We start from the raw sequence: 25673 nt of genomic DNA on the forward strand, positions 1-25673 counted from the left end.
CGAGAATGATTCTATAAAATATGCAATTGAATATTAAAAACAATGACGTTGTGGCTGTAGATATGCAGGTCGGGGCGAACAAGCACCATCGTAGATTTTTAAACTATCGCACGGCACTCGTTTTTCTTGCGCTTTTGAGTGCTGGTACTTCATTTATGATCCTGCTGGGTCTGACGCCGATCAAACCTGAGGAAAACGTGGTTCTGGGTGCATTGGCCGTCAATTCGGCATTTGTATTGTGTCTACTTTTTATAATTATATTCGAGTTCACCCGTCTATTTAAGGCACGTCGTCGAGGAAAAGCTGCTGCGCGCCTCCATATTCGAATTGTTGGATTATTTAGCGTTGTAGCTATAACACCAGCGATCATCGTTGCGGTTATTGCAAGTATAACTTTAGATATCGGGCTTGACCGCTGGTTTTCAATTCGCACGAAGGCCATTGTCAATTCATCGCTCGATGTGGCCGAAGCCTATGAACTTGAGAATGCCCGATACTTAAATGGCCAAGTCTTATCAATGGCAAATGATCTTGATAGTTCGAGAGCGCTTTTTACCTTGGATAGAAACGGGTTTGCTGATTTTTTTAAACGGCAGACTATCGGGCGCGGTCTCATCGCTGCGCAATTGGTAGATAACAAAGGTGAAGTCATTCTTGAAGCTGATATTGAGGATGGTGTAACTATGCCAAACATGCCAGCGGGAACTCTTGATGATGCTTCCGATGGATTGCCAGCTCTTATTCGATCAGGTCGCACAAATCTTGTTGGTGCTGTTTTAAAACTAAGAAATATTTCCAACTCCTATCTCTATGTCGTCAGGGCTTTGGACGATGAAGTTATTCGCGCAAAAGGGCTGATGGAAGCCGCAACAATTGAATATAATTCTCTCGAAGAAGGTCGATCAACTTTGCAGGTCGCATTTGGTGTGCTGTTTCTTGGGTTTGCGCTTATTTTGCTTTTATCAGCAATTTGGATGGCGATTGCCGTCGCAGATCGTTTGGTTCGACCCATTCGACGCTTGATTACAGCGGCAGATGAAGTCGCTGCGGGTGATTTGACAATCAATGTACCAGTTCATGCGTCTGATGGCGATGTAGGCTCGCTAACAATGACATTTAATAACATGATTTCGGAGATCAGAAATCAACGCGATGAAGTTTTAGTTGCAAAAGATCAGGTCGATGAGCGGCGACGATTTACTGAAGCAGTTCTAACCGGCGTTTCAGCTGGGGTAATTGGTATTGATCACGATGGATTTATAACAATTGCAAACCGATCAGCATCAGTCATTCTGGATAAATCTGAAGATGATTTGGTTGGAAACAAACTGGAAGATGTCGCTCCGGGCTTTACGACCATTTTTATTGAAGCAGGCTTGAGAGGGCGTGATGAATTTCGATCTCAAGTTACCACTACTTCGGGCGGGAAAGAACATAATCTTGATGTTAAAATTACACGTGAACAATCATCCGATGGTCGACAATCTTATGTTGTTACCGTTGACGACGTGACCGATCTTGTGGTTGCACAGCGCTCCACAGCTTGGGCTGATGTTGCACGACGCATCGCCCACGAAATCAAAAACCCTCTTACACCCATCCAATTGTCAGCAGAACGAATTCGTCGTCGGTTTGGGAAGTATATTCCTGAAGATGGTAAGGAAGTCTTTGATCAGTGTACCGAAACTATCGTGAGGCAAGTTGGCGATATCGGAAGAATGGTCAATGAATTTTCATCCTTTGCACGTATGCCAAAACCAGTTAAATCGCAACATGACCTTCGTGATATCCTCAAAGATGCTATATTTACACTTGAAGTCAGCCGATCTGATATTCATTTTGAACGCGAGATGCCTGAAGAACCGATGCTTGGCGAATTTGACGCCCGTATGCTGGGGCAGGCATTTGGAAATCTGGTAAAAAATGCGTCTGAGGCAATTGATGCCGTCTCTGACGATAACGCTCGTAAGAGCAAGCGTATTTTTGTTCATGCTTATCCTTCGCAAAACGGCAAAGATTACATTGTCGATGTAATTGATAATGGGAATGGCTTGCCGAGAGAAAATAGACATCGATTGCTCGAGCCGTATATGACGATGCGGGAAAAAGGCACAGGGTTGGGGCTGGCAATTGTGAAAAAAATTGCTGAAGATCATGACGGTTCATTGGAACTCCACGATGCCCCACCTGACTTTGATAACAATCCTGGCGCGATGTTCCGTGTCATTTTATCCAAGAATTCTGTAAAACCTGCTGATGCAGGCAAAGATGAAAAATAGAGGTCTGATGAATGCCAACTGACATTTTGATCGTGGATGACGAAGAAGATATTCGCGAGATCGTATCGGGAATTTTAGAGGATGAAGGCCATGAGACGCGTACGGCTTTTGATAGCGATAGCGCGCTTGCTGCCATTGCAGAGCGTGTTCCGCGCCTTATCTTCCTTGATATTTGGCTACAGGGAAGTCGTCTAGACGGGCTTGCATTGCTTGATGACATCAAATCGAGATACCCTGACTTGCCGATTGTTATGATATCCGGACACGGTAATATTGAAACAGCGGTATCTGCGATCCGTCGCGGCGCATATGATTTCATTGAAAAACCATTTAAAGTCGACCAGCTTATTATGGTTAGCGAACGGGCTATTGAAACCTCCCAACTAAAGAAGGAGGTAAAAGACCTTAAGCGGCGAACGGGTGGTGAGAATATAGATCTGGTGGGTGCATCTTTTGCTGTCACACAATTGCGCCAAACCGTCGAAAAGATTGCACAAACAAATTCACGAATAATGATCAAGGGGCCTTCGGGTGCAGGTAAGGAACTCGTTGCGCGCCTCATTCATAAAAATTCTAGTCGTGAAAGCGGGCCTTTTGTTGTTTTAAACTCAGCAACAATTACACCTGAACGGATGGAGGTGGAGCTTTTCGGCACGGAAAATTCTAGCGGAACAGAGCGAAAAATTGGTGCGTTGGAAGAAGCTCATGGTGGAATTTTATATTTGGATGAAGTGGCAGATATGCCGCTTGAAACACAAAATAAAATTGTTCGTGTACTCGTAGATCAGCAATTTGAACGGGTAGGTGGTACAAAGCGTGTGAAAGTTGACGTCAGGGTCTTGTCGTCCACCGCACAGAACCTTGAAGAGCTGATTGTAGCAAAGAAGTTTCGCGAAGATTTATTTCATCGATTAAATGTCGTGCCCGTTAAAGTGCCTGCGTTGAGGGATAGAGGAGAAGATATTCCTTTCCTCGTTGATCAGTTACTTAGGCAAGTATCTGAACAAATGGGTGTAAAAAAGTGCAAAATTTCTGATGATGCGCTTGCCGTCTTACAAGCCTATTCTTGGCCCGGAAATATACGCCAGTTAAAAAATATAATCGAACGAGTTATGATCTTAGGACATGACCAAAGTTCAGATGGTGTCATCAATGTGGACATGTTGCCTGACGAAGTGACTGAACTAGGTCCGGCGAAACGTGATGGTGGTCAGCAACATATTATGACACTGCCGATTCGAGAAGCGCGGGAAGCCTTTGAGCGAGAATATCTTCTGGCGCAAATTAGCAGATTTGGCGGTAATATTTCTAAAACAGCATCCTTTGTTGGAATGGAACGATCGGCATTGCACCGAAAATTAAAATCTCTTGGTGTTGGAAACACATAGCAATCATAATCAAATTGGGGTAAACCAGCCACGCTAGTTTGAATTGTGTGAGTATAAATTGAACGTCAATTGCTATAAGGGACAGCCATGAAAGTTATAATTTGTGGTGCAGGGCGTGTCGGATACGGTATTGCTGAACGATTGGCCGCCGAGGAAAATGACGTATCTATTATTGATACATCCGAAGAGCTTATTCAGGTTATCCGCGATACCCTTGATGTAAGGGGCTATATTGGCCATGGTGCTCATCCTGAAATACTTGCGCGCGCTGGTGCCGAACAAGCTGATATGATTATAGCGGTTACGCTTTCTGATGAAGTTAACATGGTCGCTTGCCAGGTAGCTCATTCACTTTTTAATGTTCCCAAGAAAATTGCCCGTATTCGTGCTCAGGGATATTTGCAACAGCATTGGTCTGATTTGTTTTCCAGCGATCACATGCCAATTGATGTCATTATTTCACCAGAGATTGAAGTCGGAAAAAAAGTACTGCGCCGTATTGCCCTGCCTGGCGCTATTGATGTGGTGAGTTTTGCTGATGACAAAGTCGTCATGACAGCGATTGAATGTCAGGAAAATTGCCCGGTTGTCGATAGGCCACTTGTTCAGTTAACAGAAATGTTTCCAGACCTTCTAGCAACCATTGTTGGTGTTTGGCGTAATGGTGAGTTTATTGTTCCAAACTCATCTGATCAACTTGAAGTTGGTGATGTTGCTTACGTTGTGTCGAGTTATAACCATGTTAATCGTACACTAGCGCTATTTGGGCATGAGGAGCAGGAAGCTCAACGTATTGTTATTGCAGGTGGTGGCAATATTGGTGAATATGTAGCCAAGAAAATTGAAGAGAGTCAGTCGCGAACGCGCGTCAAAATCATCGAATATAATCGTAACCGCGCGCTCAAAGTTGCTGATAATCTAGATAAAACAGTTGTTTTGAATGGTTCATCAATTGAACAAAAAATATTGGTAGAGGCTGATATTCAAGACGCGGATCTTATGATAGCGCTGACGAACGATGATCAGATTAATATTTTGTCTTGCGTTATGGCAAAGCACTTAGGTTGCAGTGCAAATCTTGCCTTGATCAATAGTCCAACATATCAGCAGTTTACAAAATCAATTGGAATTGACGCAGACATTAATCCGCGCTCCGTAACGATCTCTCGCGTTTTACAGCATGTACGCAGAGGTCGAATTCGTTCGGTATATACGTTGCAGAAGGGGGCAGCTGAAGTTATTGAAGCAGAAGCTTTAGAAACTTCCGCATTGGTTGGTAAGCCAATAGGTGAATTGGAGTTACCAAAAGGTATGCGTATAGGTTCGGTCTATCGCGACGGCAACGTTATCAAACCAAATGGAGCTACACAGATTAAGGCCCATGATCGTGTTATTATTTTGGCAACGGCCGATGCAGTAAAGGCTGTTGAGCAGCTCTTCAGGGTCAGTCTTGAGTTTTTCTAAGGCGTTGTGATGACAGGTATAGTGCATGTAATTGCTCTAGCAATTTTCGGACTTTCCTCGCTCTTATTGATCCCTATATTGGTGGCTTTGGGGCAAGGTGAGGGTGGTCTTGCTGGTATAATGCTCATATTTTCTACGCTCGGAATATTTGTATCAATTGTAATCTTGGCGGCGATTGCTGATCTTGAATATAACCTGTCCCGCTCCTTAAGTTTTGTTTCGCTCTTAAGTTTATGGCTTATCACATCGTTGGTTGGCGCATTTAGTTTCATGGTGTTTTTGAATATGCCTTTGGGCGCTGCATGGTTTGAATCCGTAGCCGCATTAACAACATCGGGCGGGTCTTTAATTTCAAAATCGGCCTCCAGTCAAACAATGTTGGTCTGGCGTGCATGTATGGAGTGGTACGGAGGGTTTCTCACCCTTGTGTCTGTGCTACATATTCTAGCTCCGGGTGAATTTGGTGGTCTTATTAATACCGAACGCTCCCTTAGACCGAAATCTGGTAATAAAACATGGCTGCCGGATTCCTCTGGTTATCAACGCTTAATTACAGAGTATGTTATTATCACGCTTCTGATTGCGGTTGGATTAATGGCGTCGGGTGTTACAAGCCTTAACTCAATGATGTTATCTATGGTCGCAATTGCGACCGGTGGCTTTACTCCATTTGAAGGTGCATTGGACGAAAATGTTGGCCGTTTTGGACAATTCGTTATCATTATTGGTCTTCTTGTTGGTACTCTAAACATCTTTTGGCGACGCAGCATTATTAGGAGTCCAAGAACATTTTTACGCAAAAACGTTGAACTGAATTATATTTTAGTTGCATTGCTTGTACTAAGTCTCGTTTACGGTTTTAGATATGCTTCGCTTGCCGGCTCAGAAAGATCCGCAGAAAATGCTTTGTTACATATTCTCGAGGGGTTGTTTTCAGCAACGTCTCTTATTGCAACAAGTGGAATGGAAACCCGCCCCGGTGCGATAGCCGTTCTTCCTGATGTATTGGTTCTTGCCGTCGTTCTTATTGGTGCGAGCATTTATTCAACGACAGGTGGGATCAAGATATATCGAATCGCAATGATGGCTGCCCATGCTTTGCGTGAATTGAAGAAACTCATTCATCCCACAAGTGTTCAAAATCTTCGATTTGGTGAAGTTGTGATCGATGAGCAAAAAATGGCAGCGATTTGGTCACACTTTATTCTCTCACTTATTCTGGTAGGCATTGGTGCCTTTCTAATTTCATTCTTTGGGTTTTCATTTGATGCTGCGGCGACATTGGCAATTGCACTTTTTTCTAACGCAGCCCCAATTTATGATGCGCTTATTCCGACACTATCCGAAATTTCGCTAGCTGAAGGTGTCGCGTGGCCGTCTTTGAGCGATGGAAATACATTGTCTTACATCGTTTTTAGCGCATTAATGCTGGTCGGACGCCTTGAAGTTATCGCCGTTTTTGCTGTTCTGAATTTCAGATATTGGTTAAATCGATAGGTTGGCATATAGCGGTGATTGAAAAAATAGCCAAATCTGTCGATTTTGAATAAAAACAATCTAAAATTTTCCAGAAACTACTAAATTTAACCATTTATGTTTCTAGTTGAGGCTGTTAGATGTGAATGCTGATTGCTTTATTTTCTGCACCACAATGTTGAAGCTAATAAATAGATCCGAAAAACAATATAGAAAACGGGGAAAAAAAATATGGCTGATAAATCTCAAAATTTGCAAGACTTATTTTTGAACAGCGTTCGAAAACAAAAAATGTCACTCACAATATTTTTGATCAACGGTGTTAAATTGACAGGCGTTGTTACATCATTCGACAATTTTTGTGTACTATTACGACGTGACGGTCACTCACAATTGGTTTATAAGCATGCCATCTCCACTATCATGCCAGGCTCCCAATTGCAGATGTTTGAAATCGAAGAAGGTGCTGGCGATCAATAAGGATCAGAAGCAATAGATACGTTCGATACACCATTTTCTAAGCAAGACTCGACTGGTTTAGAAACAGATGATGGCATTCGTGCTGCCCGCACCATAGTCATTGCTCCGACAATCCGGCGACGATCTGATCCCAAACAGGTCTCACTCGGAACAGAGGTGATGCGGGATGGTGAAGCACGTAAAGACGAGGCAATCGGTCTAGCTCATGCGATTGATCTGAACGTTGTGTTGTCGCTGACCGTCACCTTACCTAAAGCTAAAGCCTCAACCTTGCTTGGTTCAGGTAAGGTGGACGAGGTCGCAAGCCTTATCAAGCAGTATGAGGCTGAACTTGTCATTGTTGATCACGCATTATCGCCTATCCAACAGCGAAATTTGGAAGAGGCTTGGCATTGTAAGGTTATTGACCGTACGGGGCTCATTCTCGAAATTTTTGGTAAACGAGCCTCTACAAAAGAGGGTGTGTTGCAGGTAGAGCTGGCCCATTTGAATTATCAAAAAGGACGTTTGGTGCGCAGTTGGACGCACTTGGAACGTCAACGCGGCGGCGGCGGCTTTATGGGTGGTCCAGGTGAGACGCAAATCGAATCTGATAGGCGCATGCTGCAAAGCCGTATTTCAAGTTTAGAGCGTGAACTGGAGCAGGTTCGGCGCACGAGGCAGCTTCATCGCTCTAAACGGCAAAAGGTCCCGCACCCTATCGTCGCCCTTGTAGGATATACGAACGCCGGTAAATCAACGCTCTTTAACAAAATTACCGGCGCTGACGTGTTGGCTCACGATATGCTTTTTGCAACGCTAGACCCAACCCTTCGTAAAATGTCGCTGCCTCTCGGGCGTTCGGTTATTTTGTCTGACACAGTGGGATTTATTTCCGATTTGCCCACTCACTTAGTTGCGGCATTCCGTGCCACGTTAGAGGAAGTGCTGGAGGCCGATCTAATCCTCCATGTGCGGGATATGACTGATCCAGATCATGAAATTCAGGCGAATGACGTCATGCAGATTTTGTCTACTCTTGGTCTTAAGGACAAAGAGAACGCAAACATCATTGAGGTCTGGAATAAGTTGGATGATCTTGAGCCTGAAATAGCCGATCAATTCCGTGAGAAGGCTGACGGGCATGAAAAGGCGATAGGTGTGTCTGCGCTTACAGGGCAGGGCATTGGTGAGCTTCTAAATTTAATTGAGAAGGAGCTATCCGGTCGAATTACGGAGCGCACAATTGAGTTAAAGCCAGCTCAGATGCGGATATTGCCTTGGATTTATGAGAACACAAAAGTATTGGCCAGAAAAGATCAGGAAGATGGGTCTGTTCAATTGGATATTGAGGTAACAGAGCATGATGCCGAAGAACTTTTGAATCGACATCAAGTCCATTTTCTATAAAGATTTTGCCTCAACCCACAGGGCTTCCATCTGCTCTAATGTTGCTGATTTAATATCTAAATTATTATCTGCAAGGCTTTGTTCTATATACGAAAAACGTTTTCGAAATTTTGTATTAGTGCCGCGTAGGGCCATCTCAGGATTGACATTTAGATGCCGTGCCAGATTGACGAGAACAAACATCAAATCGCCCATTTCATCCGCGACTTGGTCTTTGTTTCCCTTAGAAATTTCAGCCCGTAATTCAGCGATTTCTTCTTCCATCTTATCTAAAACCAATGATGGATCATTCCAGTCAAAACCAACTTTTGATGCCTTTTGCTGAATTTTTAATGCCTCTTCATTGGCTGGCATCGCGCGTGAAACTGTATCCAGTAGACCTCTGCTATCTTCCTCAGCTAAACCACGAGCGCGGCGTCTTTCACTACGTTCCTGCTTTTCTTCGGCTTTGATTTCATCCCAACGGACTTTTACTTCTCCACCTGTTTTCGCATTACCATCGCCAAAAACGTGTGGGTGTCGGCGGATCATCTTTTTATTGATTGCATAAACCACATCCTCGAATGAGAATAGACCTTCCTCCTTGGCCATTTGTGCGTGAAAGACGACTTGCAACAACAAGTCTCCCAATTCGTCACATAAATCCTCAGGATCATTTCGCTCTATAGCGTCCGCAACCTCGTAAGCTTCCTCTAATGTATAGGGTTTAATTGTTTCGAAATTTTGCTCAATATCCCAAGGACAGCCTGTTTCTTTATCCCTAAGTGCGGCCATTACTTCAAGTAAACGCACAATATCGTTTGAAGGTGTCATATTAACTTCCTGGCTATTTAACTTAGCGGAATATCATTTTCTGATTTACTGTTCTGATAGGTTGCCGACATTTCATCATAGCTTTTAGCAATTCTATCTACTTGCGCCAGAAGATCAGCCTTTTTGTCGCTATTGAGAGAGTTTATTCCTTCAACGATACCTTTTGCCGTAAAAAATGCGTTCTCATGATTGTAGCCACCTGCATCCAGTCCATAAAGTTCTTTCATGATTTTGAGATCGTGAGGGATTGCAAATGCATCTTTAGAATCAACATGTGAGAAGAAGTAGAAATAATTGTCAAATCCGGCCCATGTAATTGCAGACATGCACATTGTGCACGGCTCGTGAGTGGTCAGAAAAATGAGCTCAGAGGTTGGAGGGCGCTTATTCGCATCTATTTCATAAAATCGTTTTAAAAGATGCACTTCGCCATGCCAAAGTGGATTTTCCATCTCGTTATTTGTTTCTGCCAAAACAAGCGAATAATCACTTTTTCGCAAAACGGCTGCACCAAAAATTTTATTGCCGAGTTCAACACCTTTCTGGGTCATCGGAACGATATCATTCTCCAACACATTTAGCATCTTAGTAAGCAAGATTTCATCGTTAAAGTTTGGTGGCGTCATATTTGGCTCTCCGGGTAGAAAATACGGTAAGAGAATTCGTTTTCTCCTTTTCGCACCGAATTGAGAAAAATCATACCCTTCGTGATCAAAACTTCGATTGTTGTTCCTTCAATTTAATTTTGAAAGTAGCCAAAATACGCCGAGATACGAAACAGGACTTAGTTATGGCTGCAATTGAAGACAAACTTATCGCATTTCCTACCTTCTTTAAGGTAGAAGGCGAGAAAGTTGCGATCTTTGGTAATGGTGATGAAGCATTTGCAAAACTGCGTCTGCTCTCAAATAGCCGTGCCGACATTATTGTTTATGCTGACGCGCCAGAAGCAGATCTTGTTAAATTTGCAGCCAAAGAAGGCTATGAGCTCATTCGTGCTAAATTTGATGCTAGCCAACTTGAAGATGCGGCTATGGTATTCGCTGGAACTGGCGATGAATTGCTTGATCAGCAGATTGTAACCGCTGCCCGTGAGTTAAAAATCCCGGCAAATGCTGTCGATCAGCCAGATTGGTGTGATTTTTATACGCCGGCTCTGGTTAATCGTGCACCACTATCAATCGCGATCGGTACAGAAGGTGCTGGGCCGGTTCTTGGTCAGATCGTACGTGCTCGTATAGATCAGATGTTATCTCCCTCTCTTGGTCCCCTGGCGCGACTTGCACAGCAGTATCGTAAAGCCGTTGATCACATGGTGCCACGTGGCGTAACTCGCCGCGTTTTCTGGCGTCGTTTTTTTACTGGCGATATTGCCGATAAAGTGGCAATGGGCAATATTTCAGATGCCCGACGTATCGCTACGCGTATTCTGCGTGAGCGTGAAGAAGCCCAAGGTCATGTTTGGCTTGTGGGTGCGGGCCCGGGTGCAGAAGATTTGCTGACATTGCGTGCACAGCGCGTCATGATGGAAGCTGATGTAATTTTACATGACGCGCTTGTACCAATGGCAGTTGTAAATATGGGGCGCCGTGATGCGGAACGTATATCAGTTGGAAAACGCAAGGGCTGTCATTCAAAATCACAAGATCAAATCAATGATCTACTTGTCGAATTAGCATCGTCTGGAAAACGCATAGTGCGTCTTAAATCTGGCGATCCACTCATATATGGCCGTGCTGGTGAGGAAATGGCCGCATTGCGCGATGCCGGCATCTCTTATGAAATTGTGCCGGGAATCACATCCGCATTTGCCGCGGCCGCTGATTTTGATTTGCCGCTTACTCTTCGCGGTGTGTCATCTTCACTTGTTTTCACAACAGGTCACGATCTAACAGGTGCCGCGTTACCTGATTGGGCACGTTTGGCAATTTCAGGTGCGACGATTGCGGTTTATATGGGCCGCACAGTTGCGGCGACGGTTGCGAATAAGCTTATGGAAGCTGGCCTTGATGGCAGTGTAAGTGTTGCCGTTGTTGAAAATGCCGGTCGTGCGGACAAAAAACTAATGCATGGCATACTACAAAACTTACCAGCGCTGGAAGATCGAACAGATCTTGCTGGCCCTGTCATGGTGATTATTGGGGAAGCCGTTGCTGGTGCAACTTTCGACCATTCAACACCGCTTCTTGAATTTTCAAATAACAAACTAAAAACAACTATTGGAGCATAGTATGATTTCTAAAGTCTTGACTGCAAATAAACTAATCGATGGCAATAGCGTTTGGCTCAATGCTCAGGGCGAATGGTGTGAAGAGTTGAAAGACGCATTTATCGCCCGTCATGATGAAGCTGTTGCCACTCTTGAAGAGACAGGAAAGAAAGCCGTTTCTGATAATCTTGTTGTTGATGTTGCTGTGATCGATGTTGTTGAAAGAGAAAATGGCATCTGGCCAACGCGCTTGCGTGAGCGCATTCGCTCGCACGGCCCAAGTGTTGCCTATGGTTATGATGCGTTAGCTGATAACGCAGCGATAAAAGCTGCCTAAGGATACATAATGTATAGATATGATGAGTTTGATCACGCGTTCGTGAACGAGCGCGTAGCTCAGTTTAAAGATCAGGTTGAACGCAGGGTTTCTGGTGATATTTCAGAAGACGCATTTAAACCGCTTCGTTTGATGAATGGTGTATATTTGCAGCTCCATGCATATATGCTCCGTGTTGCCGTTCCCTATGGCACTTTATCGCCCAAACAAGTGCGGATGCTGGCCCATGTTGCGCGCAAGTATGATCGTGGCTATGGCCATTTTACAACTCGTCAGAATATCCAGTTTAACTGGCCTAAACTATCTGATATTCCCGCAATTCTGGAAGATTTAGCAAGCGTTGAAATGCACGCGATCCAAACATCCGGCAATTGTATTCGTAATGTGACGACAGATCAGTTTGCCGGTGCTGCCGCCGATGAAATTGCAGATCCTCGTCCCTATGCTGAGATTTTACGTCAGTGGTCGTCTATTCATCCTGAATTTTCTTTTCTCCCACGTAAATTCAAGATTGCAGTAACAGGCGCACCAAATGATCGTGCGGCCATTCAGGTGCATGATATCGGCTTGCAGCTTGTGAAAAACGAGGCAGGTGAAATGGGCTTTACCGTCTATATTGGCGGCGGGCAGGGGCGTACACCTATGATTGCTAAAAAAGTCAAAGACTTTTTGCCTGAAAGCGATCTACTATCTTATACAACAGCCATTATGCGTGTGTACAACTTGCATGGTCGCCGCGATAACAAATACAAAGCACGGATTAAAATCCTTGTGCATGAAACAGGTCTTAATGAGTTGAAAGCGCAAATTGAAACTGAATGGGCGCATCTTAAAGATACAGAACTTAAGCTTCCGGACGAAGATATTGCAGCTATAACAAAATATTTCGAGCCTCCCAAGCTTGTAGATCGTGCAGAGGGTTGGGGACAGCTGGCTGAATGGAAAAAAGCAGATGCTTCATTTGCAACCTGGGTAGGGCAAAATGTTGGCCCGCACCATCACCCTGATTACGGCACAGTGACAATTTCACTCAAGCCAATCGGTGGTGTTCCTGGTGATGCAACAGACGCCCAGCTCGACTTGGTTGCAGATTTGGCTGAAGAATATGGCAATGATGAAGTTCGCGTCACACATGAACAGAACTTGGTTTTGCCGCATGTCGCACTTGCCGATCTTGAGCCTCTTTATCGCGTTTTGGCTGCCCATGGATTGGCAACAGGAAATGCAGGTCTTGTGACAGACATTATTGCGTGTCCGGGTCTTGATTACTGCGCTCTGGCAAATGCCCGCTCAATTCCAGTTGCGCAAGAGATATCCAACCGCTTCGGCGATGATGCACGTCAGCAGAAAATTGGCGATCTTAAAATAAAAATTTCCGGCTGTATTAATGCCTGTGGTCATCACCATGTTGGTCATATCGGTATTTTGGGCGTTGAGAAGAAGGGTGCTGAACTTTATCAGCTCACTCTTGGTGGTTCGGCGGATGAGAATACATCCATTGGCAACATCACCGGACCCGGGTTTGAGCCAGATAAGATCACCGATGCGATTGAAACTGTTGTTGATACGTATCTGGACCTTCGCACAAATGATGATGAGGCCTTTATAGACGCTTATCGTCGTGTGGGTATGGAGCCGTTTAAAGAAGCGCTCTATGGCAAGAAAAAACTGGCTTAAGGACCTGATATGACACAAATTTGGACAAAATCCGGTTTTCAAGCCGACAGCGAATTTGGTATCCTTGCCGATGGTGCAGAATATCTTACGATTTCTGATTTGGCCGATGCGACAGGTAACGATCTTGCTGTACGTATTGAACCATCAGATGATGTGGCTGAACTTTCCAAGTATTTGGATAAATTAAGCATTGTGGCTGTTCAATTTCCTGCCTTTAACGATGGTCGTGCGTTTTCACATGCATCGTTATTGCGTGATCGTCTTGAATATAAAGGTGAAATTCGCGCATTTGGCCATGTGCTTTTGGATCAGGTGCCTCTTATGCTCCGTTGTGGGATTGATAGTTTTGAAGTGAGTGATGAGCCAACAATTCGTCATTTGGGCGAGGGGCACATTCCTGGAATTAGCCATCATTATCAACCATCAATGGACGAGCCATTCAAGGCCAATTCCTATAGCTGGCGATATATGGCAAAGCCTGCAAGTTAGAAATCACAATTCCTTTAATGCCCCATATTGCAATCTAACAGATACTGTGGGGCATTTGTTGCTATGCACTAATTGCAGCGCTGCAATGATGAAAGTGCGTTACCTTTATAGCAAGGGAAGGCGTATTATCTATCAGCAATGTTAAGGAAACACAGCCATGAAATTTCCCAGCTTATTACAACAGGTCCGCAGCGCATATGCAGTAGGTACCGCAATTGAAAACGGAAAAGCACCGTCAAAAACACATCTGAAAAATTTGGGTATTGAAAAATCCTATAGTGAAATGTTCAAGCGTTAGGAGTTGAACGATCCGTTGGTATTTTGTGGATCTGTTAATGATTGTGATGATTAAACGGATCATGGGCAGGGCATTGGGGCAATGTTTTTCTGCAGGCATTAATGGTGCGGCAGCACGAATAATCATCCGCTGTAATTTATACGTTAATATTATAGTCCTTAAAAGCCGATTCAAATTTTCTGGAAGCTGTGAACAAGCATTGATGCTATTTCCTGCAATCTGTTCTTGGAAAGATGATGGCGCGCTGCACCGGATAATCCGATCATGGCGGTTTGGTAGGTATCTGCCACCTTGGATGGGTCTTGAACCTTTAATTCACTCAACTTTACCACTAATTGGGCACGAAAATCGTCACGAACTTTCTGTGTGATTTTCAGCGCATCCGGATCAGACGCATTACGGGTGCCATCCAGTACGAGGCAGCCTCGTCCTCCATCCGGCGACGTGTAGCTTTCAACCGCAGCGCTAAATAGGAGCTCAGTAAAATCTTCCAGATTATTTGCCTGAAAAGCCGGCTCAAACAGGGGCGCACAGCGATCCTGATATAGTTGTACAGTCTGGGCAAATAGATCAGCTTTTGATCCAAATGCTGCATATAAACTAGGTGCGCCTACACCAATATTCGAGGTGAGCTTTGACAGGCCAGTCGCCTCGTAACCATCGTCCCAAAACAGCTTAAGTGCGATGTTTGTCGCTTTCTCTTTATCGAATCCCCGAGGGCGTCCACGCTTCTTTTTTGTATCGGTCACTAAATAATCCTTGAGTTTCGTTTTTATTTTTGTAATGATCACTATATATTAAAATTGGAGATTATCAATGTTCTATAAAATCATATCAACAACAGCACTAATCGCATCCCTTAGTGTTGGGTCTATCGCAATTGCACGGGACGCACAGACAACCAGCGCAATTGACCCGAGCGCACCAATCTTAACAATGATCAATGTTTTAACACCAAAGAACGGAGATCAGGACGCTCTTGTTGCCCAACTTGAATTGGCGCTACAATCCACTTTAATAAACGAACCTGGGTTCATATCCGGCAACGTCCATAAGTCTCTTGATTCCAAACATGTGGTAAATTATGCGCAATGGGAGGACCAAAAGTCACTTGAGGCATTTGTTGCCAAACTTCAATCAGGAAATGCTCCTGACATGGCGCAGGTGTTTACAATGGCCACACCAGACTTCCATCCCTACAAAATAATGTCCGTTCACCAGTCCAAAAACTAAGGAACGGTATGATGTTGACACTTTACGGATTAAATACACCAAACGTTTATAAGGTTACAATTGGTTTGGAAGAGATGGGCTTTGATTACGAGTTGAAGACTGTCGACGTGCGCTCGGGCAAACAGTTTGAACCCAATATTATTGCAATGAATCCAAATGCTAAAATTCCGATTTTACACGATCATGACAATGGTATTACCATCTCTGAATCAAATGCAATTTTACTCTATCTGGCAAAGAAGAGGGGAGGTTTCTTCCCTGAAGATGATCACGGGTATGCAAAGGCTATGGAGCTTTTGTTTTTCCAAGCAGCTTCTGTTGGGCCATTATTTGGGCAACGTGCACACTTTGCATTTCATTCGGGAGGTTTTGACAACACCTATGCACTTGCACGCTACACTAAAGAGGGTGAGCGTCTATATGGTGTATTAGAAGAATATTTGAGCCGATCTGGTATATGGTTCTTGGATGAATATTCCATTGTGGACATGGCCGTCTATGGTTGGATGCACACAGCAATACATATGGGTTTCGGTGTTGAAAAACATCCGAACCTAGAGGCGTGGTGCAAACAGATGGCCGAACGACCCAATGTGATCAAAGCTGTTTCAATACCAGCAGTTTTACCCAACTTTCCGGAACCAAAACGACCTAGAGAAACAATTGAAGCTTAAAGTTTAGCATCAGTGAGACATTACTAAATGGGCGTTACAAATCAAAGTCGCATAAGATATATTATGGAACTTTTTATGATGCCTACAAGTCGACTATAGATTTGAAGCTTGAACGCGTTTTGGGGTTTGTCCGTATTTCTGTTTGAATTTTGATATGAAATGAGATGTGTTATCATATCCGACTTCTAATGCAATTTCAGTGACTTGCATCTGTGTCTTCAACAATAGGTTATGTGCTTCCGAAAGTCGTTTGTCGATGAGCCATTGACTAGGTGCAATATTAAACTGACGTTTGAACTCTCTGTTAAATGTTGAGACCGAGCGACCGGATAAACGAGCATAATCCTGTACTTTGAGATTATGTGTGAAATGCCGACGCATGATATGCTGGATATTTCGACGACCACTTTCGGCATTATTTTCATTCAGAAAAGATTCGAAGTATCCTGTGTTGTCAGCCAGTTTAACTAAGTGCAGCAACTCCATTAATTTGATATCCAGAAGATCAGCTGATCCGCTGGAATTGTTATAGATTTTCAATAGCGAATGCATAAATTCAGATAGATTTTCATTTGCTGATATTTTGTAACTATTGGCCTTGGCTTCAGTTTGGCATTCAGAAGAACTTATCCGTCTCTTGAATTTGGAAATTATATCTTGATCAAAGAAGAATAAAAATGCCTCCAATTGACCAGACCTATTGTAGAAGTTTGATACCATGTGAACATCTCGAGAAAATAAGACCATCTCATTGGCATTTACTACTATTTCTGTACCGTTGGGGGTTATAAAAGTCTCCTGCCCCTGTAGGATAAAACACAAACAAGGCAGATTAACGTGAAACTCGACATCCAAAGCTTCCGAATTGATAAGCTTATGATATATAGCGCTTTTTCCATATTTCATAACGGCCTTAGCGTCTGCAAAATTGTCCAAACCTTCCGGGATGATAAGACAGCTATCGTCTAAATCATCAAAAGTCGCAAGTAATTTTGGCATATGTTTTTACTTTCATGAGCAATCGCAAGTTTGTGCGCGATTTCCGGCATTTTTGATCTATCGCAGATATCTCAGTTCTTTTCTATCTCCTAAAAAGTCGCAACTCAACAAAAGGAGAAAGATATGAGTGTTTGGGTTACATTAGAATTGACTGTTCGAGATGGTGCATATGCCGATTTGAAACCGTTTTTGGAAGAAAAACTACCCGCAGTGCGTGGTTTTGACGGTGCTTTGTCTGTTTCCATTCTATTCGAGGAAACTAGCAATAAATTGTTGCTTCTCGAGGAATGGAAATCACAAGAGCACCATCAGGCCTATATAGCTGCAATCTCTGAAAATGGCGTTATGAAAGAGCTGCTTTCTTACATGATGGGCCCGCCGGATGTTCAGTATTATCATAGAGTTATGATATAAAGGCTTGTCGATATGGAAATTACCAGACGCGAAACACTAACTGCGGCTGCCATTTTATTTGCTGTCAGCAGCTTGCCTGTCAAAAGTAAAATCTTTGATTCAGAAAAAATTATAACTTCGGTAACGAAGATGAAATTATCGGGCTCCGACTCACAATTTTCAGAGATAACCAATCGGCGTAAAATGCCCGGATTTTTATCCCAGAAAATTGTCAAGAACGATAATTTTATTGTTTTGATTGAAGAATGGAAAAATAGCGAACCATCCAATTCTCAGTCTTATCAAAGACAATTAATTTAAATCCTTTATCTGGCATTCGTTGCGGCGGATGCCAGATAATCTATCTGAATCATTCGGTACGTGGTTTATTTATCGATGGCAAAGCTGCCACAAGCAAATCATGAAAACCATCTGTTGATTTGTCGGATATATCAAATAGATCACGTCGCATGCGGGGCTCCCAGAACTTATTGATATGTTCAGCTACGTCTTTTGACGCGGTTGTCTGATCCTGTGATGAGAAGAAGGTCGCGATCTGGTTGCCCATTCGGATCAGTTTCTTATTTAGCTTGTCTTTATGCTCGTCATGCGACATCTGAATTACTCTCTGATTGGGCTTTGGCTAATTGAACACCAGCCAACTGTACACGATTTGGATGTGTGTAAATTTCAAAACTATCGACACGGGCAAGGGCGATCAGAGTTAGACCCGCCTGCTCTGCTGTACGTATCGCGAGCGCTGTTGGGGTTGATACGGCGATCAAAATCGGTGTGCCTGAAATTGCGATTTTCTGAATAAGATCAACTGATACGCGTGATGTAAGCACAATTGCGCCTTTGCTCGTGTCTCTGTTTTCCCGTGCCAGTGCGCCAAGAAGTTTATCAAGTGCGTTATGTCGACCTACATCCTCTCGAATGAGTTCTAGATCACCTGATGATGATAAGAAACCTGCGGCGTGTACTGCGCCAGTTTCCGCACGAATTTCCTGCTTGTTATCAAGTTGTTCAACAGCACGACTGACAATTTCATGTGACAATTGAAATTTGTTTTCGCTAAGTTCTGGTAACTCACGCAAGATATCTTCGATGGACTCTATTCCACATAGACCGCACCCTACAGGGCCTGCCATAGCGCGGCGTGCGGCGGTAAAATTAGATTGCAATTCTTTCGTAAGCTCCATTTGAACATCAATACCTTTGCCGACGTCCAATATATCCATATTCATAATGTCGGTTGGCATTCTAATGATCTGTTCTGACAGGCTAAACCCTATTGCAAAATCTTCTATATCAGCGGGTGTTGCCATCATCACGGCATGCGTTGTGCCGCCATAGGTAAATGCTACCGGCACTTCCTCCGGCACAGTCCGTGAAGCAGCTTCTAAGGAACCATTTTTTGAGATGGTACGAGAAACATGCGCATATGTTTTACGTCGCGTCACGCTTGCTACTCCGCAGGCTCAATAACTGGCATTTTGATACGTCGAGATTGATCAGCTTGCTCATTATATTCAATTTGCCATTCGGATGGTCCATTTGATGGGCTAACTTGCACCGCTGTGACTTTATATTCCGGGCAGTTTGTTGCCCAGTCCGAGAAATCAGTCGTGATCACATTAGCTTGCGTATCTGGATGGTGGAATGTTGTATAAACAACGCCAGTTGCCACACGTTCGGTTAAAGTCGCCCGTAATGTTGTTTCGCCAGAGCGGGATGCAAGACGGACAAAGTCACCCTCATTAATGCCGCGTTGTTCAGCATCATGCGGGTGAATTTCAAGCAAGTCTTCTTCGTGCCAACGCGAGTTTTCCGTTCGGCGTGTTTGTGCACCCACATTATATTGGCTTAAAATACGACCCGTTGTCAGAAGAAGCGGGAACCTTGGTCCAGATTTCTCATCCGTTGCCACATATTCTGTACGGATGAAACGCCCCTTCCCTCGCACAAATCCATCCATGTGCATAATAGGTGTGCCTTCTGGCGCATTTTCATTGCACGGCCATTGAGCGGAACCCTTTTCTTCCAGAAGATCGTAATTCACATTGGTAAAACTTGGCGTTGTTGCTGCAATTTCATCCATGATTTCAGATGGATGGCTATAATTCCAATCCGCACCCATTGCCTGTGCAAGCTTTTGAGTTACTTCCCAGTCGGCAAGGCCATTCTTGGGAGACATGACGCGGCGAACACGGTTGATACGACGTTCGGCATTGGTGAACGTGCCATCCTTTTCCAAGAATGTGGAGCCCGGCAAGAACACATGAGCGTAGTTTGCGGTTTCATTTAGGAATAGATCATGCACAACCACACATTCCATTGCTGCCAGACCCGCCTGAACATGTTTAGTATCAGGGTCGGATTGCAATATGTCTTCACCTTGAATGTAAATACCGCGAAAAGAACCCTCAACAGCAGCATCAAGCATATTTGGAATGCGAAGACCTGGCTCATTGTTAAGTTCAACACCCCACATTTTTTCAAAAATGTCACGTGTGGCATCACCTGAAATATGACGATAACCAGGAAGTTCATGCGGGAATGAACCCATATCACAAGCGCCCTGAACATTGTTTTGACCACGGAGCGGGTTCACACCCACGCCTTTGCGTCCAATATTGCCTGTTACCATGGCAAGATTGGCGATCGCCATAACAGTCGTTGAGCCTTGGCTATGTTCAGTTACGCCCAGACCATAATAAATGGCACCATTTCCACCTGTTGCATAAAGACGAGCTGCACCGCGAAGCTCTTCGGCTGGAACGCCAGTGTAGCTTTCAGTTGCCTCTGGACTATGTTTTTCATCTGAAACAAAACTCGCCCAGTCTTCAAACTCGGACCAGTCACAACGCTCACGAATAAAGGTCTCGTCTGCAAGGCCTTCGGTGATGATGACATGTGCAAGCGATGTCATCACCGCTACATTTGTACCTGGACGTAGCGGCAGGTGATGTGATGCTTCAACATGTGGAGAACGCACGGATTCAGTTACACGAGGATCGATGACAATTAATTTAGCACCTGCCCGCAATCGTTTTTTCAAGCGAGAGGCAAACACTGGATGTGCAGCTGATGGATTTGCACCAATGATGATTGCAACGTCGGTATCTTCGACACTGTCAAAGTCTTGTGTACCGGCAGATGTTCCATAAGCCTGACCCAACCCATAACCCGTTGGCGAGTGACAAACGCGTGCGCATGTATCAACATTGTTATTGCCAAAACCAGCGCGGATCAGCTTTTGCACGAGGTATGTTTCCTCATTCGTGCAACGAGATGATGTAATGCCGCCAATAGCGCCTTTGCCATGCTGATACTGAATACGACGAAATTCGGTTGCAACATGTTTGAAAGCCTCATCCCAAGACACTTCACGCCAAGGGTCTGTCACCTTCTCGCGAACCATTGGGTTTAAGATACGATCTTGATGGGTCGCATACCCCCAGGCAAAACGCCCTTTTACGCAGGAATGCCCACGGTTTGCTTTACCATCCTTATAGGGAACCATACGGACAAGCTCTTCGCCACGCATTTCAGCTTTAAATGAGCACCCTACACCGCAATAAGCGCATGTTGTGATCTTCGAATGCTCTGGTTGGCCAATTTCAATAATCGATTTTTCCTGCAAAGTTGCCGTTGGGCAAGCCTGAACACAGGCACCGCAAGACACACACTCAGATGACATAAAGTCATCGCCTGACATGCCTGGCGATACGCGGCTGTCAAAGCCCCGACCTTCTATGGTCAGTGCAAAAGTGCCCTGCACTTCTTCGCATGCGCGTACACAACGTGAGCATACAATGCACTTTGCTGGATCATAGGTAAAATATGGGTTGCTCTCGTCCTTGGCGATATATTTGGGGTTTTCCTCGCCATTCTGGCGCGCAACCACATGATTTTCACCTTCATAACCATAGCGAACATCACGAAGGCCAACTTCGCCTGCCATATCCTGCAATTCGCAATCACCATTGGCCGCACAGGTTAGGCAATCGAGTGGATGATCGGAAATATAAAGCTCCATCACGCCTTTGCGAATTTTCTTAAGAGGCTCGGTCTGCGTTTTAACAACCATACCTTCCTCGACAAGCGTTGTGCACGAAGCTGGCGTGTCGCGACGGCCCTCGATTTCCACCAGACAAAGACGACACGAGCCAAAGGCATCCACCATATCTGTCGCGCAAAGTTTTGGAACTTTAATGCCAGCTTCTTGTGATGCACGCATAACAGATGTGCCCTCTGGCACCGAAACTTCGACACCATCGACAATGATGGAAACCATATTTTCTGATTTTGATTCAGGCGTTCCGAAATCTAATTCTTTAATCAATGGCATCTCAATTACTCCGCAGCTTCGATGTGCTGTTTAGGGAAGAAATCTTCAGGAAAATGTGTAAGCGCACTCATAACAGGATAAGGCGTAAAGCCACCCAATGCACAGAGCGAACCAAATTTCATGGTGTTACAGAGATCGGTCAATATTTCGATCTGCTCTTTTGCATCATCACCGTTGCGAATATTGTCCGCAACTTCTACGCCGCGTGTTGAACCAATTCGGCACGGCGTACATTTACCGCAACTTTCAATGGCGCAAAATTCCATCGCAAAGCGCGCCTGAGCAAGCATATCGACACTATCATCAAAGACAACAATTCCTGCATGACCAATCAAGCCATCTTTGGCGGCAAATGCTTCATAATCAAAAGGCGTATCAAACAAATCGCGTGGGAAATAAGCACCCAAAGGCCCACCGACTTGTACAGCTCGCACAGGGCGACCAGTAGCCGTTCCACCGCCGATTTCATCAACAATTTCACCCAGCGTCATGCCAAATGCTGCTTCAAAGAGACCGCCATGCCTCACATTTCCAGCAATTTGGATGGGCATTGTACCACGTGATCGGCCCATTCCAAAATCGGCATAATACTCGGCGCCCTTGTCCATAATAATTGGAACAGAAGCGAGCGAAATGACGTTGTTGACTACCGTGGGTTTGCCCATAAACCCTTTATGGGCAGGGAGAGGAGGTTTAGCGCGAACAATACCGCGTTTACCTTCCAGACTTTCTAGTAATGATGTTTCCTCACCACAAACATAGGCCCCTGCCCCAATGCGTATTTCGATATCGAAGGCGTTATCGGAGCCCATCACAGATGGGCCCAAAATGCCATTACCTTTTGCAATGTCGATGGCTTTGTTCAAAATAATGCCTGCATCAGGATATTCAGACCGAAGATAGATATAGCCCTTGGTGGCACCTACCGCCAAGCCAGCGATTATCATACCCTCAAGAACAACAAATGGGTCACCCTCCATGATCATTCGATCGGCAAATGTGCCGCTATCGCCCTCATCCGCATTGCAGACGATGTATTTCTGATCTGCTTGAGCGTTAAGGACCGTGTCCCATTTTATCCCAGTTGGAAACCCTGCACCACCACGACCACGCAGGCCCGAATCTGTGACCGTTTTGACGATATTTTGGGCCGACTGCGCAAGTGCTGCCGTAAGTCCCTTTAAACCGTTATTAGCCCTATAATCTTCCAAGGATAACGGATCAGTTCGACCACAACGCTCAAACACCAGCCGTGTTTGTTTCTTAAAAAACGGAATTTCTTCAGCTAAGCCAAGTGAAAGTGGATGCTCTTGCTTGCCTTCCAACATGCCTGCATCATAGAGTGGGCCAATGTCATCAACACCAACAGGGCCATAGGCCATGCGGCCTTCGGGTGTTTCCACCTCGATCATTGGCTCCAGCCAGATCATGCCGCGTGAACCCGTGCGAATAATTTCGATATCCTGATTGGAAATCGCGACCGCGTTGGCGACGTCGTTAGCACCGAGCGCGACGGATGCACTGTCTTGTGAAATAAAAATTCTTCCACTCATGACAAGATCTCCGCTGCAAGAGCTTCGATTTTAGCGTTATCAAGTCGCGCAACCAGTTTACCGTCAACCATGGCAGCGGGTGCGCAAGCGCACAGACCCAAGCAGTATGTAGCTTCAACTGTAACATTGCCGTCATTTGAGGTTTCGCCCCACTTGAGCCCCAAAAGTGATAATAATTTATCAGATAATTCATTTATGCCCATGGATTGACACGCTTCGGCGCGGCAGATTTTGACAATATGTTTGCCCGCCGGTTCCGTGCGGTAATCGTGATAAAAGCTCACAACGCCGTGCACCTCAGCCTTCGATAGATTTAGCTTATCAGCAATAACGGCTAGCGAATCTTTTGGAATATAACCAAACGTCTCTTGTATTCCATTTAAAATGGGCAGCATCGGACCTTCAAGTGATTGTAATTTATCAATAATGTCAGATGTGACTGCTTCAATCTCATCGGTAATAATACCAAGTGACATTTAGCTACCTCCCAAAATCGCAAGCTATCTGGGTATAATCACGCGAAATTATTGCAAAATCAATAAGTGTATCCCGTTGATCGATAGAAGAATTCTATCAAGCTTTGAGATTACGCTGTGCCAAGCGATTTGCCTCATAAAGAAGCGCAGCTACGACAGGCGTATTAGGTTCTCGTTTGGCCGCAACAATCCCAACAATATGTTTGGCATTGGGGTTTTTAATCGGAATACCTTTGATATCGCTACCAAAACTCATTTGTTCAGCCAGATTGAATGGCATAATGCTTGCCCATTTTCCATTCATCACGTGGGAAAATAACACCAACATAGAATCGGATTGAAGCAACGGGGTGATTTTAATGCCAGCAGCATCCAAATATCTATTAATTATCCGGCGGTTTTGCATGTCTGGCGTAAGAAGGCATAAAGGTATTCCTTCCAATTCCCTCCATTCGACGGAGTCACGATCACTCATTGGACCGCCTTCTTTTACAATAAGTTGATATTGTTCAGCAAAAATCGGAAGAGAAATGAATTTTCCGCTCAAGGGTTCATCATTTAAATATGTAATACCGGCATCAATTTCGAAATTTTCAAGCTTGGACAAAACTTCAATTGATGTACATGCTGTGATGGTAAATGAAACTGAAGGGTGTTTTTCCAGAATTGGCAGCGTCAGTTCATGGATAGTTGCCGATGCTGTGGGTATGGTTGCAATGCGAATATGACCAGATAGTCCGCTTCGCGCATTTTTCATCTCATCGCGCATAGCTCGCGTGTCATTAACGATGCTCTGCGCCCACTCATGTACGCGCTGTCCTTCTTGTGTAAGGCCTTTGAAACGCGAACCACGTTGAACCAGGACAACTCCCAAATGATCTTCCAGCTGACGAATGGCTGATGACAAGGTTGGTTGTGTAACGCCGGAAGCCTCCGCCGCTTTGCCAAAATGCTCATGTTTTACGAGCGCAAGATAGAATTCCAGCTTATCGATCATCTGTGTTTTCCCAACTACTGTCGTATATTCATAATCTGAGATTGAGCAAATAAGCAACCAGCAAGAAATGTTATCTGCGTGGAATAAGATGAAACACTAGTTCTTTCATGTCGTAATCTTCACCATCATCTGCAAGAACATTTACGATAAATATTGAACGGTAGTGCGTTTCTACTTTCGTCTGAGGCACAGAAAATGGTGGCCCGTTTCGAACGGATTGATCATATTCCAATGTTAAAAGAAGTTGTTGGGCATTATTTGTAATCTGGGTGAGGTGCTTGGCGTAGCTGCTGCGAACATCAGCGGGCAATGCAACAAGCGCTGCACGGTCGTAAACAGCATCAACATGCCCAAGCATAGGGGGCGTCAGGTCAAAAATGTCTCCAACGAAAATATCAATATTTTCAGCGGAGTAAAGTTTAAAACTATCAATGTCTGTGATCTTGGGGGTAATACCAAGTTCATCAAATAATTCAATAATTGCTATTTCGCTTAGCTCAGCACCAACAACTTGATATCCGCTTGAGAGCAGCCAAGCAATATCTAATGTTTTGCCGCAAAGCGGGAGAAAAATACGAGCATTGTCGACAAGTTCGAGTGTATCAAAATGTTCAATCAAAGTCGGATTCGCTTCAGGTTTGTGGAACCTGATATTTCTTGTTTTCCACCTATCATGCCAAAAGTCTGCTTTCATG

The 25673-nt window shown here is 44.5% G+C and carries 26 protein-coding genes; 15 read left to right on the forward strand and 11 right to left on the reverse strand.

All coding sequences use genetic code 11. From position 1 onward, the window contains the following. Window positions 1-20: 20 nt before the first annotated feature. The 6 genes from G3W54_RS13980 (at window position 21) to hflX (ending at window position 8476) form a co-directional block, all read left to right on the forward strand. A complete protein-coding gene (locus G3W54_RS13980) occupies window positions 21-2279 on the forward strand; it encodes a PAS domain-containing sensor histidine kinase (RefSeq protein ID WP_174244251.1) in 2259 nt (752 codons plus the stop codon). 11 nt (window positions 2280-2290) lie between these two features. Next, window positions 2291-3667, forward strand: coding sequence for a sigma-54 dependent transcriptional regulator (locus G3W54_RS13985; protein ID WP_162653885.1), 1377 nt, complete (start codon window positions 2291-2293; stop codon window positions 3665-3667). 87 nt (window positions 3668-3754) lie between these two features. Further along, window positions 3755-5131, forward strand: a complete 1377-nt coding sequence (trkA, locus tag G3W54_RS13990) for a Trk system potassium transporter TrkA (protein ID WP_162653887.1) — start codon at window positions 3755-3757, stop codon at window positions 5129-5131. A gap of 9 nt (window positions 5132-5140) precedes the next feature. After that, a complete protein-coding gene (locus G3W54_RS13995) occupies window positions 5141-6628 on the forward strand; it encodes a TrkH family potassium uptake protein (protein WP_162653889.1) in 1488 nt (495 codons plus the stop codon). Window positions 6629-6838: 210 nt separating this feature from the next. Further along, window positions 6839-7087 carry an RNA chaperone Hfq gene (gene hfq / locus G3W54_RS14000; protein ID WP_162653891.1) on the forward strand — a complete coding sequence of 83 codons (249 nt, stop codon included), beginning with the start codon at window positions 6839-6841 and terminating at the stop codon, window positions 7085-7087. A 111-nt stretch (window positions 7088-7198) separates the two neighbouring features. Continuing rightward, the gene (gene hflX / locus G3W54_RS14005; protein ID WP_244627962.1) at window positions 7199-8476 is read left to right on the forward strand and encodes a GTPase HflX; all 1278 of its coding nucleotides are present in this window, start codon (window positions 7199-7201) and stop codon (window positions 8474-8476) included. Here hflX and mazG read toward each other — a convergent pair. Continuing rightward, a complete protein-coding gene (gene mazG, locus G3W54_RS14010) occupies window positions 8471-9289 on the reverse strand; it encodes a nucleoside triphosphate pyrophosphohydrolase (RefSeq protein WP_162653895.1) in 819 nt (272 codons plus the stop codon). The genes hflX and mazG overlap by 6 nt on opposite strands. A gap of 17 nt (window positions 9290-9306) precedes the next feature. Continuing rightward, on the reverse strand, window positions 9307-9915 hold the full coding sequence (locus G3W54_RS14015; RefSeq protein ID WP_162653897.1) for a nucleoside deaminase: 609 nt from the start codon (window positions 9913-9915) through the stop codon (window positions 9307-9309). Window positions 9916-10079: 164 nt separating this feature from the next. On the opposite strand from G3W54_RS14015, the gene cysG reads away from it, so the two are divergent. The 5 genes from cysG (at window position 10080) to G3W54_RS14040 (ending at window position 14299) form a co-directional block, all read left to right on the forward strand. Continuing rightward, window positions 10080-11519, forward strand: coding sequence for a siroheme synthase CysG (gene cysG, locus G3W54_RS14020; RefSeq protein ID WP_162653899.1), 1440 nt, complete (start codon window positions 10080-10082; stop codon window positions 11517-11519). Between the two features lies 1 nt (window position 11520). Then, window positions 11521-11835, forward strand: a complete 315-nt coding sequence (locus G3W54_RS14025; protein WP_162653901.1) for a DUF2849 domain-containing protein — start codon at window positions 11521-11523, stop codon at window positions 11833-11835. A 9-nt stretch (window positions 11836-11844) separates the two neighbouring features. Continuing rightward, on the forward strand, window positions 11845-13512 hold the full coding sequence (locus G3W54_RS14030) for a nitrite/sulfite reductase (protein WP_162653903.1): 1668 nt from the start codon (window positions 11845-11847) through the stop codon (window positions 13510-13512). Between the two features lie 9 nt (window positions 13513-13521). After that, complete coding sequence (locus G3W54_RS14035) at window positions 13522-14001, forward strand: DUF934 domain-containing protein (RefSeq protein ID WP_162653904.1); 480 nt, start codon at window positions 13522-13524, stop codon at window positions 13999-14001. Window positions 14002-14158: 157 nt separating this feature from the next. Further along, the gene (locus G3W54_RS14040; RefSeq protein WP_162653906.1) at window positions 14159-14299 is read left to right on the forward strand and encodes a hypothetical protein; all 141 of its coding nucleotides are present in this window, start codon (window positions 14159-14161) and stop codon (window positions 14297-14299) included. Window positions 14300-14469: 170 nt separating this feature from the next. On the opposite strand, the gene G3W54_RS14045 is transcribed toward G3W54_RS14040, so the two are convergent. Then, window positions 14470-15048 (reverse strand): TetR/AcrR family transcriptional regulator, encoded by a 579-nt coding sequence (locus G3W54_RS14045; RefSeq protein ID WP_197742872.1) that lies wholly within the window; start codon window positions 15046-15048, stop codon window positions 14470-14472. A 67-nt stretch (window positions 15049-15115) separates the two neighbouring features. Here G3W54_RS14045 and G3W54_RS14050 point away from each other — a divergent pair, with 67 nt between their 5' ends. Continuing rightward, a complete protein-coding gene (locus tag G3W54_RS14050; RefSeq protein ID WP_162653908.1) occupies window positions 15116-15532 on the forward strand; it encodes an antibiotic biosynthesis monooxygenase family protein in 417 nt (138 codons plus the stop codon). Between the two features lie 8 nt (window positions 15533-15540). Beyond that, on the forward strand, window positions 15541-16206 hold the full coding sequence (locus G3W54_RS14055) for a glutathione S-transferase family protein (protein ID WP_162653910.1): 666 nt from the start codon (window positions 15541-15543) through the stop codon (window positions 16204-16206). Window positions 16207-16299: 93 nt separating this feature from the next. On the opposite strand, the gene G3W54_RS14060 is transcribed toward G3W54_RS14055, so the two are convergent. Next, entirely contained in the window at window positions 16300-17205 is a 906-nt protein-coding gene (locus G3W54_RS14060) for a helix-turn-helix domain-containing protein (protein ID WP_162653912.1), read from the reverse strand. Between the two features lie 123 nt (window positions 17206-17328). Here G3W54_RS14060 and G3W54_RS14065 point away from each other — a divergent pair, with 123 nt between their 5' ends. Beyond that, on the forward strand, window positions 17329-17619 hold the full coding sequence (locus tag G3W54_RS14065; protein WP_162653914.1) for an antibiotic biosynthesis monooxygenase: 291 nt from the start codon (window positions 17329-17331) through the stop codon (window positions 17617-17619). A gap of 12 nt (window positions 17620-17631) precedes the next feature. Next, window positions 17632-17919: a hypothetical protein gene (locus tag G3W54_RS14070; protein WP_162653916.1), complete on the forward strand. Its 288-nt coding sequence runs from the start codon at window positions 17632-17634 to the stop codon at window positions 17917-17919. A gap of 49 nt (window positions 17920-17968) precedes the next feature. Here G3W54_RS14070 and G3W54_RS14075 read toward each other — a convergent pair whose 3' ends face one another. The 7 genes from G3W54_RS14075 to tmpT form a co-directional block, all read right to left on the reverse strand. Beyond that, window positions 17969-18214, reverse strand: coding sequence for a formate dehydrogenase subunit delta (locus G3W54_RS14075; RefSeq protein ID WP_162653918.1), 246 nt, complete (start codon window positions 18212-18214; stop codon window positions 17969-17971). Further along, window positions 18204-19061: a formate dehydrogenase accessory sulfurtransferase FdhD gene (gene fdhD / locus G3W54_RS14080; RefSeq protein WP_162653920.1), complete on the reverse strand. Its 858-nt coding sequence runs from the start codon at window positions 19059-19061 to the stop codon at window positions 18204-18206. The genes G3W54_RS14075 and fdhD overlap by 11 nt, the downstream gene beginning before the upstream one ends. 5 nt (window positions 19062-19066) lie before the next feature. Continuing rightward, a complete protein-coding gene (gene fdhF, locus G3W54_RS14085) occupies window positions 19067-21952 on the reverse strand; it encodes a formate dehydrogenase subunit alpha (protein WP_162653922.1) in 2886 nt (961 codons plus the stop codon). Window positions 21953-21957: 5 nt separating this feature from the next. Beyond that, window positions 21958-23505: an NADH-quinone oxidoreductase subunit NuoF gene (locus tag G3W54_RS14090; RefSeq protein WP_162653923.1), complete on the reverse strand. Its 1548-nt coding sequence runs from the start codon at window positions 23503-23505 to the stop codon at window positions 21958-21960. Continuing rightward, window positions 23502-23981, reverse strand: coding sequence for a formate dehydrogenase subunit gamma (locus tag G3W54_RS14095; RefSeq protein ID WP_162653924.1), 480 nt, complete (start codon window positions 23979-23981; stop codon window positions 23502-23504). Before G3W54_RS14095 ends, G3W54_RS14090 begins: the two co-directional genes overlap by 4 nt. Window positions 23982-24078: 97 nt before the next feature. After that, window positions 24079-24978 carry a LysR family transcriptional regulator gene (locus tag G3W54_RS14100; protein WP_162653925.1) on the reverse strand — a complete coding sequence of 300 codons (900 nt, stop codon included), beginning with the start codon at window positions 24976-24978 and terminating at the stop codon, window positions 24079-24081. A gap of 70 nt (window positions 24979-25048) precedes the next feature. Beyond that, a complete protein-coding gene (gene tmpT, locus G3W54_RS14105; RefSeq protein WP_162653926.1) occupies window positions 25049-25672 on the reverse strand; it encodes a thiopurine S-methyltransferase in 624 nt (207 codons plus the stop codon). Window position 25673 lies beyond the last annotated feature (1 nt).

Origin of the sequence: Lentilitoribacter sp. Alg239-R112, assembly GCF_900537175.1 — a bacterium.
In the GTDB taxonomy this organism is placed as follows: domain Bacteria; phylum Pseudomonadota; class Alphaproteobacteria; order Rhizobiales; family Rhizobiaceae; genus Lentilitoribacter.

What these genes read in the sequence shown, in the direction of transcription:
- G3W54_RS13980 (WP_174244251.1), top strand. Translation starts at nt 21, where the DNA reads ATGCAATTGAATATTAAAAACAATGACGTTGTGGCTGTAGATATGCAG.
- G3W54_RS13985 (WP_162653885.1), top strand. Translation starts at nt 2,291, where the DNA reads ATGCCAACTGACATTTTGATCGTGGATGACGAAGAAGATATTCGCGAG.
- trkA (WP_162653887.1), top strand. Translation starts at nt 3,755, where the DNA reads ATGAAAGTTATAATTTGTGGTGCAGGGCGTGTCGGATACGGTATTGCT.
- G3W54_RS13995 (WP_162653889.1), top strand. Translation starts at nt 5,141, where the DNA reads ATGACAGGTATAGTGCATGTAATTGCTCTAGCAATTTTCGGACTTTCC.
- hfq (WP_162653891.1), top strand. Translation starts at nt 6,839, where the DNA reads ATGGCTGATAAATCTCAAAATTTGCAAGACTTATTTTTGAACAGCGTT.
- mazG (WP_162653895.1), bottom strand. Translation starts at nt 9,289, where the DNA reads ATGACACCTTCAAACGATATTGTGCGTTTACTTGAAGTAATGGCCGCA.
- G3W54_RS14015 (WP_162653897.1), bottom strand. Translation starts at nt 9,915, where the DNA reads ATGACGCCACCAAACTTTAACGATGAAATCTTGCTTACTAAGATGCTA.
- cysG (WP_162653899.1), top strand. Translation starts at nt 10,080, where the DNA reads ATGGCTGCAATTGAAGACAAACTTATCGCATTTCCTACCTTCTTTAAG.
- G3W54_RS14025 (WP_162653901.1), top strand. Translation starts at nt 11,521, where the DNA reads ATGATTTCTAAAGTCTTGACTGCAAATAAACTAATCGATGGCAATAGC.
- G3W54_RS14030 (WP_162653903.1), top strand. Translation starts at nt 11,845, where the DNA reads ATGTATAGATATGATGAGTTTGATCACGCGTTCGTGAACGAGCGCGTA.
- G3W54_RS14035 (WP_162653904.1), top strand. Translation starts at nt 13,522, where the DNA reads ATGACACAAATTTGGACAAAATCCGGTTTTCAAGCCGACAGCGAATTT.
- G3W54_RS14040 (WP_162653906.1), top strand. Translation starts at nt 14,159, where the DNA reads ATGAAATTTCCCAGCTTATTACAACAGGTCCGCAGCGCATATGCAGTA.
- G3W54_RS14050 (WP_162653908.1), top strand. Translation starts at nt 15,116, where the DNA reads ATGTTCTATAAAATCATATCAACAACAGCACTAATCGCATCCCTTAGT.
- G3W54_RS14055 (WP_162653910.1), top strand. Translation starts at nt 15,541, where the DNA reads ATGATGTTGACACTTTACGGATTAAATACACCAAACGTTTATAAGGTT.
- G3W54_RS14060 (WP_162653912.1), bottom strand. Translation starts at nt 17,205, where the DNA reads ATGCCAAAATTACTTGCGACTTTTGATGATTTAGACGATAGCTGTCTT.
- G3W54_RS14065 (WP_162653914.1), top strand. Translation starts at nt 17,329, where the DNA reads ATGAGTGTTTGGGTTACATTAGAATTGACTGTTCGAGATGGTGCATAT.
- G3W54_RS14070 (WP_162653916.1), top strand. Translation starts at nt 17,632, where the DNA reads ATGGAAATTACCAGACGCGAAACACTAACTGCGGCTGCCATTTTATTT.
- G3W54_RS14075 (WP_162653918.1), bottom strand. Translation starts at nt 18,214, where the DNA reads ATGTCGCATGACGAGCATAAAGACAAGCTAAATAAGAAACTGATCCGA.
- fdhF (WP_162653922.1), bottom strand. Translation starts at nt 21,952, where the DNA reads ATGCCATTGATTAAAGAATTAGATTTCGGAACGCCTGAATCAAAATCA.
- G3W54_RS14090 (WP_162653923.1), bottom strand. Translation starts at nt 23,505, where the DNA reads ATGAGTGGAAGAATTTTTATTTCACAAGACAGTGCATCCGTCGCGCTC.
- G3W54_RS14095 (WP_162653924.1), bottom strand. Translation starts at nt 23,981, where the DNA reads ATGTCACTTGGTATTATTACCGATGAGATTGAAGCAGTCACATCTGAC.
- G3W54_RS14100 (WP_162653925.1), bottom strand. Translation starts at nt 24,978, where the DNA reads ATGATCGATAAGCTGGAATTCTATCTTGCGCTCGTAAAACATGAGCAT.
- tmpT (WP_162653926.1), bottom strand. Translation starts at nt 25,672, where the DNA reads ATGAAAGCAGACTTTTGGCATGATAGGTGGAAAACAAGAAATATCAGG.